At 62.3% G+C, this 12,581-nt stretch carries 11 protein-coding genes; 4 read left to right on the top strand and 7 right to left on the bottom strand.

Going from position 1 to position 12,581, the window contains the following annotated elements:
* Positions 1–9: 9 nt before the first annotated feature.
* Complete coding sequence (locus LPA34_RS14155) at positions 10–765, bottom strand: SDR family oxidoreductase (protein WP_228979105.1); 756 nt, start codon at positions 763–765, stop codon at positions 10–12.
* Positions 762–2,939: a malate synthase G gene (locus tag LPA34_RS14150; RefSeq protein ID WP_228979103.1), complete on the bottom strand. Its 2,178-nt coding sequence runs from the start codon at positions 2,937–2,939 to the stop codon at positions 762–764. Before LPA34_RS14150 ends, LPA34_RS14155 begins: the two co-directional genes overlap by 4 nt.
* Before the next feature lie 299 nt (positions 2,940–3,238).
* Here LPA34_RS14150 and LPA34_RS14145 point away from each other — a divergent pair, with 299 nt between their 5' ends.
* A complete protein-coding gene (locus LPA34_RS14145) occupies positions 3,239–3,436 on the top strand; it encodes a DUF3311 domain-containing protein (RefSeq protein ID WP_324251738.1) in 198 nt (65 codons plus the stop codon).
* Positions 3,433–4,926, top strand: a complete 1,494-nt coding sequence (gene mctP / locus LPA34_RS14140) for a monocarboxylate uptake permease MctP (protein WP_228979100.1) — start codon at positions 3,433–3,435, stop codon at positions 4,924–4,926. The genes LPA34_RS14145 and mctP overlap by 4 nt, the downstream gene beginning before the upstream one ends.
* Positions 4,927–5,038: 112 nt before the next feature.
* Here the strand turns inward: mctP and LPA34_RS14135 are convergent, their stop codons facing one another.
* The 5 genes from LPA34_RS14135 to LPA34_RS14115 form a co-directional block, all read right to left on the bottom strand.
* Positions 5,039–5,425, bottom strand: coding sequence for a YybH family protein (locus LPA34_RS14135; RefSeq protein ID WP_228979099.1), 387 nt, complete (start codon positions 5,423–5,425; stop codon positions 5,039–5,041).
* Positions 5,426–5,809: 384 nt separating this feature from the next.
* Positions 5,810–6,877 (bottom strand): ACR3 family arsenite efflux transporter, encoded by a 1,068-nt coding sequence (gene arsB / locus LPA34_RS14130; RefSeq protein ID WP_228979262.1) that lies wholly within the window; start codon positions 6,875–6,877, stop codon positions 5,810–5,812.
* The gene (locus tag LPA34_RS14125) at positions 6,864–7,373 is read right to left on the bottom strand and encodes an arsenate reductase ArsC (RefSeq protein WP_228979098.1); all 510 of its coding nucleotides are present in this window, start codon (positions 7,371–7,373) and stop codon (positions 6,864–6,866) included. Before LPA34_RS14125 ends, arsB begins: the two co-directional genes overlap by 14 nt.
* Positions 7,363–7,695, bottom strand: coding sequence for an ArsR/SmtB family transcription factor (locus LPA34_RS14120; RefSeq protein WP_228979097.1), 333 nt, complete (start codon positions 7,693–7,695; stop codon positions 7,363–7,365). Before LPA34_RS14120 ends, LPA34_RS14125 begins: the two co-directional genes overlap by 11 nt.
* A gap of 547 nt (positions 7,696–8,242) precedes the next feature.
* Entirely contained in the window at positions 8,243–8,404 is a 162-nt protein-coding gene (locus tag LPA34_RS14115; RefSeq protein ID WP_228979096.1) for a DUF1328 family protein, read from the bottom strand.
* 41 nt (positions 8,405–8,445) lie between these two features.
* Between LPA34_RS14115 and LPA34_RS14110 the strand changes: the two genes are divergently transcribed.
* A complete protein-coding gene (locus tag LPA34_RS14110) occupies positions 8,446–8,862 on the top strand; it encodes a hypothetical protein (protein ID WP_228979095.1) in 417 nt (138 codons plus the stop codon).
* 1,009 nt (positions 8,863–9,871) lie between these two features.
* Entirely contained in the window at positions 9,872–12,580 is a 2,709-nt protein-coding gene (locus LPA34_RS14105; protein WP_411178992.1) for a sugar ABC transporter, read from the top strand.
* The last annotated feature ends 1 nt before the right edge of the window (position 12,581 follow it).

Raw genomic sequence — 12,581 nt, 5'->3', positions numbered from 1 at the left:
CCGCGACGATCAAAGCTCGCGGATATCGGCGGTCGGTTCCTGCCCGAACACATCGCTCAACACGTAGTCGACCAGCTTCGCCGCCGATGCTTCCGGCGAAGCCAGCTGCCCGTTGCGCTTGAGGTCTTCGAACTTGCCGCGTGACGGAAACTTCTCCGTGCTCACGCCGCGGATTTCCGCCTGCATCCCCGTATCGACCACGCCCGGCGCCAGACTGCAGATGCGCAGCGCGCGGGTTTCGTCGAGCGCAACGGCGCGCGCGTGATGATCGAGCGCTGCCTTCGTCGCGCAATAGATGCTCCAGCCCGCATACGCATTGCGCGCCGCGCCGCTCGAAACATGCACGATGCGCCGGTCGGGTGCGTCCGTACTTGCCGTGGCGAACGCGCTTGCCATCATCAGCGGCGCGGCCACGTTCAGACTGACGGCGCCCGCGATCGCGGCAACGTCCTGCGTGTCGAGCGGGCCGACCGGCTGCACCATGCCCGCGTTGTTGATCAGCACGACGCGCGCCGCGCCCGCCAGAAAGCCGCGCAACGCATCGCTGCCGAGCCACTGCGCGAGCTGTGCGGTATCGGCCAGATCGAGTTCGACTTCGGTGAGCGCCTGCGGATAGCGTTGCGCGAGCGAAGCGTTCAGCGAGCGCGCGACGCCCAGCACCGCAATGCCGCGTTCGAGGAGCGCCGTGGCGAGCGCGTCGCCGATGCCCCGCGTGTGGCCGGTGACGACCGCGCGGGTCGCCGCCTTCGTGTGTGGCGTCGTCATGCGCGGGCCTCCTTCAGTTCGAGACGGAACTTGTGCAGCAGCGGCTCGGTGTAGCCCGATGGTTGCTCGCGCCCTTCGAAGACGAGCGCGCACGCGGCCTTGAACGCAAGCGATGCGTCGAAGTCGGGCGCCATCGGGTGATAGTGCGGGTCGCCGGCGTTCTGCTTGTCGACGACCTTCGCCATCCGCTGCATGGTTTGCATCACGAGCTCAGGCGTCACCACGCCGTGACGCAGCCAGTTCGCGATGTGCTGGCTGGAAATGCGCAGCGTCGCGCGGTCTTCCATCAGGCCGACGTCGTGAATGTCCGGCACCTTCGAACAACCGACGCCCTGATCGATCCAGCGCACCACATAACCCAGAATGCCCTGCGCGTTGTTCTCGACTTCGCTGCGGATCTCGTCGTCCGACCATTGCGCCTTGTCGACGACCGGGATGGTGAGCAACCCCTTGAGCAACACGTCGCGCTCGCTTGCGTAAGCGATGCGTTCCATCTCTTCCTGCACGGCCTGCACGTCGATCTTGTGATAGTGCAGCGCGTGCAGCGTGGCCGCGGTCGGCGACGGCACCCACGCGGTGTTCGCGCCCGCCTTCGGATGCGCGATCTTCTGTTCGAGCATCGCGTGCATCAGGTCGGGCATCGCCCACATGCCCTTGCCGATCTGCGCGCGGCCACGCAGTCCGGCGTCGAGGCCGGCGAGCACGTTATTGCGCTCGTACGACGCAATCCAGCTCGACGACTTCATGTCGCCCTTGCGGATCATCGCGCCGGCTTCCATCGCCGAATGCATCTCGTCGCCGGTGCGGTCGAGAAAGCCCGTGTTGATGAACGCGACGCGTTCGGAAGCGGCGGCGATACAGGCCTGCAGATTCACGCTCGTGCGGCGCTCCTCGTCCATGATGCCCATCTTGATCGTGTTGTGCGGCAGGCCGAGCAGCTTCTCGACGCGCGCGAACAGTTCGGAGGCAAACGCGACTTCGGCGGGCCCGTGCATCTTCGGCTTCACGATGTAGATCGAGCCGGTGCGCGAATTCAGCCTGTTCCGCAGGTCGTGGATCGCGCAGAGCGTCGTGACGACCGCATCGAGAATGCCCTCGGGAATCTCGTTGCCGTCGCGGTCGGTGATGGCCGGGTTCGTCATCAGATGCCCGACGTTGCGCACGAAAAGCAGCGACCGGCCATGCAGCCTGAACATCGAGCCGTCGGTGCGGCGGTATTCGCGATCGGCGTTCAGGCGGCGTATGAACGTCTTGCCGTTCTTCGTGACTTCCTCGGTGAGCGTGCCTTTCATCAGGCCGATCCAGTTGCGGTACAGCTGGACCTTGTCGTCGGCATCGACGGCGGCCACCGAATCCTCGCAATCGATGATCGTGCTCACCGCGGCTTCCATCAGCACGTCCTTCACATGCGCGGCGTCGGTCTTGCCGATCGGGTCGTCGGCGTTGATCTGGATTTCGAAATGCAGGCCGTTGTGCTTCAGCAGGATCGCCGACGGGGCATTCGTCACGCCCTGGAAGCCGGCGAACTGCGCCGGTGTTTTCAGCGCGGTTGCGCCGTTCTTCAACACGACGACGAGTTCGTTGCCTTCGATGCTGTAACGCGTGGCGTCCGCGTGCGAGCCGCTCGCGAGCGGCGCGGCTTCGTCGAGAAACGCGCGCGCAAAGGCGATCACGCGTGCGCCGCGCACTGGATTGAATGCCTTCTGCTTTTCGGCCCCACCGGTTTCGGGAATCGCGTCGGTGCCGTAGAGCGCGTCGTACAGGCTGCCCCAGCGCGCGTTCGCGGCGTTGAGCGCATAGCGCTGGTTCGACAGCGGCACGACGAGTTGCGGGCCGGCCTGGGTGGAGATTTCGCTGTCGACGTTGGCGGTCGTCGCCTTGAACGCCGCCGGCGCGGGCACGATATAACCGATGCCTTCGAGGAACGTGCGATACGCGGCGAGATCGCGCACCGGGCCCGGATTCGCGCGATGCCACGCGTCGAGTTCCGTTTGCAGCCGGTCGCGTTCGGCGAGCAGTGCGCGGTTTTTGGGTGCGAGCTCGTGCACGAGGGCATCGAAACCTGCCCAGAACTGGGTGGCATCGACACCGGTGCCCGGCAGGGCTTCGCTGTCGATAAACTGTTTGAGTCCGGCTGCAATGCGCAGCCCGCCTTGGTCGGTCATCTGGGTCATGAACTGCTCCGTCTGTCTGTATGGGCCTGTTGCCCGTTCACGCGTTGATATTGTGAGCGTCGGCACGCCGCCTTCGAGGGTACCGGAAAGCGGTGTGCCGAGGAAAGCCGTGCATGCGGCGGGCGCTGCAGATCTTTTAAGAATCGCCCATAATTCCGACCGCGGCGGGACTGGAAGACGCTCCGTCGCGCAGGAACCTTCATACCCATTTCCTGGCGACACGGTGCCACAAGCAGCGTGCAGCGGCGTCTCGTTTCGCCGTGCCCGGAAGTTCCTTTCAGTTGCATAACATAACTATCATGAGCTCATCCGACCAATCAAGTCGATCCTGGACCAGGGTTCTCCTGGTGATCCCCTATATCGCGCTGCTCTGGCTGCCGTTCTATAACGACGTGCGACCGTCGCTGCTCGGTTTTCCGTTCTTCTACTGGTATCAACTGCTGTGGGTGCCGGTGACGTCGCTCCTGCTGTACGTCGTCTACAGGAGCTTCAAATGAGCGAACTGAAACCAGTTGATGGCGTGGCGATGGGCGTATTCATTGCGTTCTTCGCACTGGTCACGGTGCTCGGCTTCGTCGCCGCGCGCTGGAAACGGGGCGACCTGACGCAGTTGCACGAGTGGGGTCTGGGTGGCCGCCAGTTCGGGACCGTGATTTCGTGGTTTCTCGTCGGCGGCGACTTCTATACGGCGTACACCGTGATCGCGGTGCCGGCGCTGGTGTATTCGGTGGGCGCATATGGCTTTTTCGCGCTGCCGTATACGATCATCGTCTATCCGTTCGTGTTCGCCGTGATGCCGAAGCTCTGGCAGATCGCGCACGCGAAGAACCACATCACCGCGGCCGATTACGTGCATGGCGAATACGGCGGCAAGCTGCTACCGGCGGCCGTCGCGCTGACAGGCATCGTGGCGACGATGCCGTATATCGCGCTGCAGCTGGTCGGCATGCAGGTCGTGATCAAGGGTCTCGGCGTGGAAGGCGAACTGCCGCTCATCGCCGCATTCGTGATTCTCGCGGTGTACACGTATTCAAGCGGCCTGCGCGCGCCGGCGATGATCGCGTTCGTCAAGGACATCATGATCTATATCGTCGTGATCGCGGCGGTGTGGCTGATTCCCGCGAAGCTCGGCGGCTACGGCGCGGTGTTCGATTCGGCCGACAAGTTCTTTCAGGCGAAGGGCGGCGCGACCGGCATCATCCTGAAGCCGACGCAGTTCACCGCATACGCTTCGCTTGCGCTCGGTTCGGCGCTGGCCGCGTTCATGTATCCGCACACGATGACGGCGGTGCTGTCCTCGTCGTCGGCGAAGACGGTGCGCAAGAACGCGATTTTCCTGCCGGCGTACACACTGCTGCTGGGTCTCATTGCGTTGCTCGGCTATATGGCGATTGCCGCTGGCGTTCACGTGAAGTCGGCATCGGACGTCGTGCCGGCGCTCTTCGGCACGATCTTCCCGTCGTGGTTCGTGGGCTTCGCGGCGGCGGCGATCGCGATCAGCGCGCTGGTGCCGGCGGCCATCATGTCGATCGGCGCGGCGAACCTGTTCACGCGCAACCTGTGGCGTCCGCTGGTGAATCCGGACATCACGCCGGCGAAGGAAGCGGCGACCGCGAAGCTGGCATCGCTCGTCGTGAAGTTCGGCGCGCTGCTCTTCATCGTGTTCCTGCCGACACAGTACGCGATCGATCTTCAGTTGCTGGGCGGCGTGTGGATTCTGCAGATCTTCCCGGCGATCGTGTTCACGCTCTACACGCGACGCATGTCGACGGTGGGGCTGCTCGCGGGCTGGCTGGTCGGCATCGTGATCGGGACGGGGCTTGCGACCGTGCAGGGGCTCAAACCGGTGTATCCGCTGCATCTCGGCGGCACGACGTGGCCGCTGTACATCGGCCTGATCGCGCTCGTCGCGAATATCGTCGTCACGTTTATCGTGTCGGCGATCTCGCCGAAGCGTGCGCCGATGGATGCGGTCGCACGCGGCTGATGCCAGCGTCGATGCGTTGATGCGCTGGGGCGGGCCTCGATGTCCGCCTTGCGTTTTACGGAAAAGCCGGCCCTGTGCCGGCTTTTCCGCTTTTACGTCCAGCGTCTGGCGTTCAGCTTTTCGCCGCGACCAGATTCGCGTCTCGCGCGAGCAGCCAGCGTCCGCTCGCGTCCTTGCGCAGGATCGTCAGTGTATGGCCGGCGTGATGGACCGGCGCGGCCCCGCCCGGCGTTCTGATCGTGATGTCCAGATGGTTGCGCACGAAGGCCCAGTCGCCGGCGACCTGGAGCTCCTCGATCTCAGCCGTGCCTTCCATCCGGACGTTCTGCATCGCCGTGGACATGGCCGCAAACGTCTCTTTCCCGAAGGGCGGATGGCCCGGCGTCATGAAGACCACGTCATCGGTCATGAGGCTCAGCACGGTCGCTGTGTCGCCGCTTCGGCTCGCGGTCATCCACGTGTCGATCAGGGTGCGGATTGCCTGTTCGTCATCGCTCATGTCAGAACTCCTCAAGTCGGGTGCCGCAGAAAGTGACAACTGCGTCAGGCAAGTGAAAAACTAAAGCCACAGTTCATGCAAAAACCCGGGCGCCCCAGGTTTCTTGCGGGACGCGGCCGTCCGCGACACGGTGGGCGATGGCCCGCAGACGAGGGGCGAATCGCATCGCGACTAAACGATGGCAAACGACACGGTGCATCCGGTCCACCGACATCCAGATTTTTCATGTCGTCGGAAACCCGGGCCGCACTCAACCGCCGCGCAATGAAGGCTTGCATCGAGTTGCAGTGCAGACCGCCCGAACCAGACAACAGCGAACGGGGATTGCTGTCAGCATTTGCCATGACGTATCCCGGTTATGCCTCTTGTTCGCAAGCCGCTGGATCAGAGCGCCCTGGCTTCATACCAGCGTTGCGAGCGATTGACGACGCCGACCACCAGCAACATGACCGGCACTTCGATGAGCACCCCGACCACTGTGGCCAGCGCCGCGCCCGAGTGGAATCCGAAGAGACTGATCGCGGTGGCCACGGCCAGTTCGAAGAAATTGCTTGCACCAATCAGGCTCGACGGTCCGGCTACGCAGTGGGCAACACCTAGCCTGCGATTGAGCAGGTACGCCAGGCCCGAGTTAAAGAAGACCTGAATCAGGACAGGTACCGCGAGCATGGCGATGATCAGCGGCTCGTGAACGATGGCCTCTCCCTGAAAAGCGAACAGGAGCACGAGTGTCGCGAGCAACGCCGAAATCGAATACGGACCGAGCTTTCCCACGAGCCGCTGAAAATGGGCGTCGCCTTTCGCGAGCAACGAGCGCCGGATTATCTGCGCGAAAATGACCGGCACGATGATGTAAAGGCCGACCGAGGCAATGAGCGTATCCCACGGCACCGTAATGGCCGATAGCCCCAGCAGAAGCGCTACGAGCGGTGCAAAAGCCACGATCATGATGGAGTCGTTCAACGCCACTTGCGACAGTGTGAAATACGGATCGCCCTTGCACAGTTGCGACCAGACAAACACCATCGCCGTACATGGCGCGGCCGCCAGCAGGATCAGGCCGGCGATGTAGCTGTCGAGCTGGTTCGCCGGCAACCATGATGCGAACACGTGGCGGATGAAAATCCAGCCGAGCAGAGCCATGGAGAACGGCTTGACGAACCAGTTGACGAATAACGTCACCCCAATGCCGCGCCATTGGCGCTTCACCTGAGTCATGGCCGCGAAGTCGATTTTCACGAGCATGGGGATAATCATGATCCAGATCAGCACCGCCACCGGCAGGTTGACGTGGGCAACCTCCATGCGGCCAATGGCTTGAAACGCGCCCGGTAGCAGTTGGCCGAGCACAATGCCGCCGATGATGCACAACGCCACCCACACCGTCAGGTACCGCTCGAAAAAGCCAATGACGGGCTTCAATGCCGAACTGGCGTGTTCAATGCTGCTCATCCGGTCCCCCGGCTGCCCGTTCACCGATCGCGCGTAACTCGCGCTGAATGGCATTGCTGTCCAGTACGTGCAGCGGCAAGTTCACGAACTGACTCACCCGGCCGAGTATCTGCCGGTAGACCTTGCCGAACACCTGGCGCTTTTCGTCATCCGTGCCCTCGAACGCGGCTGGGTCCTCAAAACCCCAATGCGCCGTCATCGGTTTGCCTGGCCAGACAGGGCAGACTTCGCCGGCGGCCTGGTCGCACACGGTGATGACGAAATCCATATGCGGAGCATCAGGCGTTGCAAATTCGTCCCAGCTCTTGCTGCGTAGTTGTGAAACGTCGTAGCCGAGTGACTTGCAGCGCTCGACAGCGAAAGGGTTGACCCTTCCACCAGGGTGACTTCCCGCGCTGTACGCCCGGAAGCAACCGTTGCCTGGCACGTTGAAAAGCGCTTCGGCCAGGTCAGGCTTTGGACAGATACGTGGACGTGCATTCGCTTCATGATTCATCTCCGCAGCAGGCTGGAGGGCTGCTCGCCGCGCATGTCGCGCCAGCGCAGCAGTTCTCGGTGAGAAAACCGACAAGGCCATTCATCGCGTCGAAATTGGCCGAATAGTAGATAAAGCGTCCTTCCTGCCGCGCTTTCACGAGGTCCGCGTGCGACAGATCCTTCAGGTGAAAAGACAGTCTGGATGGCGCGAGATCTAGCTGTTGTCCAATTTCGCCGGCCGGCATCCCATCGGGCCCGGCGACGACGAGCGTTCGGAAAATCGCGAGCCGCGATTCATGTGCAAGGGCGCTCAAGGCGCGTACGACGAGGTTCGAGTCCATGTCCGCAGCATAGACTCGTCATTTACATATTTCAAGTATTGTAGAAATGTTGTACCGACTGAACCGTGCCACCTGCCCACCTGTGTCAACAAGGCCTGGTGGTCGTTACTCCGCGAGCGCCGGTTTTTTTCATTTGACCCGACAAAGCAGAACGGATATTTCACTTTCCGGGGCACGGGTTGATTCGCCGGTGGCACTTTTGCCGAAAACCTCTTGAATTCAAAGGTTGGCTTTTCATGAATCGTGGCAACCGGCAGTCATGCAGAACGCACAGGAGAGGGCGCGCGTGCCGTCTGCCGCGCCGTTCCGGGAAGTCCCCGGAAGCAGGCGGTAATTCTTGCAAGTCGACAGGCAATTCCTGCAACCCGTGACCATGGCGAAGCGGCATGCGGCCGACTTTACCGCTCTGGAACCAGAATGGCGGGGCGTTCAATCCTCACACAGGAAGCACGAAAAACGGATCGCGCGACACTGTATGGACAGTGTCGCGCGATCCGTTTCCAGGGGGCGCCATGGATGGGCGAACCGGGAGACCTCGAACGCGTCCCTATCGCCTGATGATGCCCATCAACAGGGTGACGAGGAAGATCACGAGGAAGATGAAGAACAGCACCTTCGCGATTTCAGCCGCGCCAGCGGCGATCCCACCGAAACCGAAGACGGCGGCGATGATGGCGATGATGAAAAATATTGCAGCGTAACGAAGCATGAAGGCCTCCCACCGTTGAATTGCCGGATTGATTGACGTCGTTGGGTGGCGTCGTGCCGCAGGCCGGCGAAACCGGCGCCGCATGGGGAACAGCAACACCTGTGCCCGGCGGCGATATTGTCCAATCCGCACCATCGTTCAGGCGGGCCCCAGTTGATGTCATTCAATATGACGAGCCACCGTGCGATTGCGCGCTTTTTTATCCGCGAAATGGCGGCACAGGTCACGCCGATATCCAGATTCGACCCCAGTTCATTTTTCAACAGACGAAGCAGGGTCATGGCAGTGTGAAAGCAGGTGTTAATTCCGTTGCATCCATTGCCAAAAAAATAATTTCCGGAAATGAATTTCCCTTATGGGATGCGGGTCCGGTGTATCAAGGCGTGCGCTGTACCGGCCCTGCGACGCAAAAGAGTGAGAGGGCATGCAGAATGACATCCACCATCAGGGAAAAATAAAGCGCCTTCCTGTGATTTCTGGATTAACCCATAACCGGTGAATTCAGCACGTTCGTTCGTTATATGGACCAGGGATAATTCGTACAGGGTATACGCCGAAAGCAATTGAATAATGATCGGTGAATGCCGGGCGGTGAATGTTCAGATAGTCGCCATGCCTTTCTGGACGGGCCTCGACGGGATAATCCTGCGGTCCGGAAGTGCGGATTTTCTTCATCCCCAGGCGAATTTCGCCCGGAAGTATTCCTGTGAATCACCGTGGCAAGTCAGTTACCAGTGCCGTTCGCCCAGTTTCCGGTGTGTTTCGTCATGCGCTAACGTTTGCGTGAATCGATTATTCGGACATGAGGCAAACAGGCTGGCATATTCGATTTTTGCAATCGTATTCTTCATAGGGTTTTTTCTTCTAAACCTTGATGCGTTTACGCGAAGGAACAGTTAGAATCCGCCTCGATTCGCCTGTTCGGGGTTTCGTTACTTTGGGTGAATCCAGTCACCGTATGGCCTTGATGTTCCGGGGCGCCGGTGACCGGGTAGTTCGACTGACGCGGGATCACTATCTTCGGACCGGTGGGGCGAAGATGCCTGCGTTTAATTAGAAATTCATCTGAAAGAACGAATAAAGAATCATGTCTGTTTCACTTTCTTTTATTTCCGGCACGCCGCCGGAAATCCTCCCTGTCAGAGCCTCCCTCGATGCGTTGAAGCGTCGCGCCGTATGCGCGCGCCCCGTGACGTGACGGCGGCGTCGGCGGCATAAGAGCGGCTCAGGTTTCGTCTTCGGACGAAGGCGAACCTTGCCGCCGGGTTGATACACGACCGGTCGGTGCGACCGGCAACACCGTGATCGACGCGCCTCTGGCGCGTCCCGCAACCATAGAACGGGAACAGGATGTCAGGAATCACGACGCCATCGGGCGGCGTTGCAGGATTGAATTCGTTCAAGACCACACGCAGGACCGGCTGGAATAACTGGGCACGCAAGCTGGCTACGCTCGCGATTGGCGCGATGCCGTGGATGGCCGCGCCCGCTGCTACCGCCAGTGTCGCCGTCAACGCCGCAACCGTAGCGCCGCCTGCCGCCGGTGTACCCGGCGCGACGCGCGTCGCCGCATCGCGCAATCTCGCGTTCTTCTACGGCCCGAATGTGCCTGTCGACCTGTTGCAGGCGTTCGACGCCGTGGTGCTCGACCCGACGCAAGGCTTCGATCCGGCCGCTCATCCGCTCGCGCATACCGTGTGGCTCGCCCGCACGGAAGGTGCTGCAACGGGCCCGGCCGCGGACTTCGTTGCGCAACAGATCGAGCCGTTGTGGACGCGCGGCTATCGCGGCTTCCTGCTGGAGACGCCGGCTGCGATCGCCGCGATCGATGCCATTCGCGCCGCGCATCCGGACGCGCGCCTCGTCGTCGGCGGGCAGAATGCGCTGCAGGCTGCCCAGCCGCACGCAAAGGCACTGTACGCGGTCGTGGGCGATCCGCTCGTGCGCGGTTTCGACGAAACCCGCATGCAGATGGTCGACGTGCCCGACGCGCAGCGCGAAAGCCGCATCGCGGCTGCCCGCGCGTTCACGCAGCAGACCGGCGTGCCGGTCGTCTCGCTCGAATACTGTGCGGGCAACGATCGCGATTGCGCGCGCGCGACCGCGGCGAAAGTGGTTGCGGCCGGCATGGTGCCGTATGTGACGGACGCCGCCCGCGACGTCGTCGGCATCGGTGCGATCGAAGTGCTGCCGCGCAGGATTCTCGTGCTGCAGGATCGCGACACCAAAGAGCCGCTCGATGGCACCGCCGGCGTGCGCGATCTCGCGACGCCGCTCAACTATCTCGGCTACGACGTCGAGTACGCGGACTTCGATTCCGCGCTGCCTTCCGGCATCACGCCGGACCGTTATGCGGGCATCGTCGCGTGGTTTCAGCGTGACGCGGTGCCCGATGCGGAGCAGTTGCGCCGCTGGGTCGCGGGTCGCATCGCCGATCACGTGCCGATCGTGTTTCTCGGCCAGTTCGGTTTCGACGCCGCGGAAGACGGCGGCGCAGCCCTCGATCTCGAAGCCGTGCCGGGTACGCCGGCCGCGCCGGTGAGCATCGTCTCGCAGGATCCGATGATCGGCTTCGAAACGAATCCGAAGCCGGATGCGCGCGATCTGCTCGGCGTGCGCGTCGGGTCGAAGAGCCGCTCGCTGCTGCGCGTGTCGGCTAACGGCGAACTGCTCGATCAGGTCGCGATCACGCCGTGGGGCGGCTATGCGTTGAACCCGTACACGGTGGCATCGCTCCTCGGCGTCGATCAGGAGCGCTGGGCGATCGAGCCGATCAAATTTCTCACGGCCGCGCTGCGTCTGCAGACGATGCCGTCGCCGAGCGTGACGACCGAAAACGGCCGGCGCCTCTTCATGACCCACGTGGACGGTGACGGCTTCGCGTCGCGTGCCGAATTTCCCGGTGCCGACTTTTCGGGCGAGGCGCTTTACCAGCAGATCTTCACGCGCTACAAGGTGCCGATGACGCTCTCCGTGATCGAGGGCGAGGTCGGCATGAAGGGCCTGCATCCGGATATCTCGCCGCGTCTCGAGGAAATCGCACGCAAGATGTTCGCGCTGCCGTATGTCGAGATCGGCACGCACACGTATTCGCATCCGTTCGAATGGGACAACGTCGACGACAAGGGCGAGCGGCGCGCCGACCGTGGCGGTGGTGACGCGGCGTTCTCGCTGAACATTCCTGGCTACACGTTCAACATCGACCGCGAAATCACCGGTTCGATCGACTACATCAACGAGCGCCTCGCTCCGCCGGGCAAGAAGACGGTGGTGCTGCAATGGTCGGGCGACTGCCAGCCGCCGGGCATCGTGGTGCGCAAGGTGTATCAGGCGGGCGTCTACAACTTCAACGGCGGCGACACCGTCATCACGAAGACGGACAACAGCTGGACCAACATCGCGCCGATTGGCGTCGACAAGGGGCCGGGCGCCTATCAGGTCTACGCGCCGAACCAGGATGAGAACGTCTACACGAACGAATGGCTCGGGCCGTTCTACGGTTTCACACGCGTGCTCGAAACGTTCGACATGACCGATAAACCACGCCGCTTCAAGCCGATCGATGTGTACTACCACATGTACAGCGGCACCAAGGTCGCTTCGCTGCACGCACTGGACCAGATCTTCTCGACGGTGCTGAAGCAACCGGTGTTGCCAGTGCATGTTACCGACTACATCCGCAAGGTGCTCGACTGGCGCTCGTTCGCCGTGGCGCGCGGCGTGGGACGCGACGGCGCCGACTGGGTCGTGCGCGGCAACGGCGAGGTGCGTGAACTGCACTGGCCGAAGACGCAGCCGCCAGTGCTCGATGCCTCTCCTGGCGTGACGGGCTTCGCACCCGGCCCGGACGGCACGTATATCCATATCGACAACGGCAACGCGCAGGTTTCGTTCGCTGCCGCAGCGGCAAACACAACCAGCGCGACACTGCCGTACATCGCCGAGGCAAACGGCTTCGTGCGCCGCTTCGAGCGCACGCCGGACGGCATGCGTTTCGACTTTGGCGGCTACTACCAGCCGTTCGTGAAGCTGGCGAATGCGCAGACGTGTCGCGTGAGCGTCGACGGTCGCGCGGTTGCGGCGCATCGCGACGGCAACGCGCTGCGTTTCGACACGCAGGGCGTTGCCGGAGCGGCGGTGGCCTACCAGTCAGTCGAGGTTGCCTGTGGCCGCTAAC

The organism is Paraburkholderia gardini (genome assembly GCF_907164575.1).
Taxonomy (GTDB): domain Bacteria; phylum Pseudomonadota; class Gammaproteobacteria; order Burkholderiales; family Burkholderiaceae; genus Paraburkholderia; species Paraburkholderia gardini.
This window is presented reverse-complemented; position numbering and strand designations above follow the sequence as displayed.

What these genes read in the sequence shown, in the direction of transcription:
- LPA34_RS14115 (WP_228979096.1), bottom strand. Translation starts at nt 8,404, where the DNA reads ATGCTTCGTTACGCTGCAATATTTTTCATCATCGCCATCATCGCCGCC.
- LPA34_RS14105 (WP_411178992.1), top strand. Translation starts at nt 9,872, where the DNA reads ATGCCGTGGATGGCCGCGCCCGCTGCTACCGCCAGTGTCGCCGTCAAC.
- LPA34_RS14135 (WP_228979099.1), bottom strand. Translation starts at nt 5,425, where the DNA reads ATGAGCGATGACGAACAGGCAATCCGCACCCTGATCGACACGTGGATG.
- LPA34_RS14125 (WP_228979098.1), bottom strand. Translation starts at nt 7,373, where the DNA reads ATGAATCATGAAGCGAATGCACGTCCACGTATCTGTCCAAAGCCTGAC.
- LPA34_RS14155 (WP_228979105.1), bottom strand. Translation starts at nt 765, where the DNA reads ATGACGACGCCACACACGAAGGCGGCGACCCGCGCGGTCGTCACCGGC.
- LPA34_RS14145 (WP_324251738.1), top strand. Translation starts at nt 3,239, where the DNA reads ATGAGCTCATCCGACCAATCAAGTCGATCCTGGACCAGGGTTCTCCTG.
- mctP (WP_228979100.1), top strand. Translation starts at nt 3,433, where the DNA reads ATGAGCGAACTGAAACCAGTTGATGGCGTGGCGATGGGCGTATTCATT.
- LPA34_RS14150 (WP_228979103.1), bottom strand. Translation starts at nt 2,939, where the DNA reads ATGACCCAGATGACCGACCAAGGCGGGCTGCGCATTGCAGCCGGACTC.
- LPA34_RS14120 (WP_228979097.1), bottom strand. Translation starts at nt 7,695, where the DNA reads ATGGACTCGAACCTCGTCGTACGCGCCTTGAGCGCCCTTGCACATGAA.
- arsB (WP_228979262.1), bottom strand. Translation starts at nt 6,877, where the DNA reads ATGAGCAGCATTGAACACGCCAGTTCGGCATTGAAGCCCGTCATTGGC.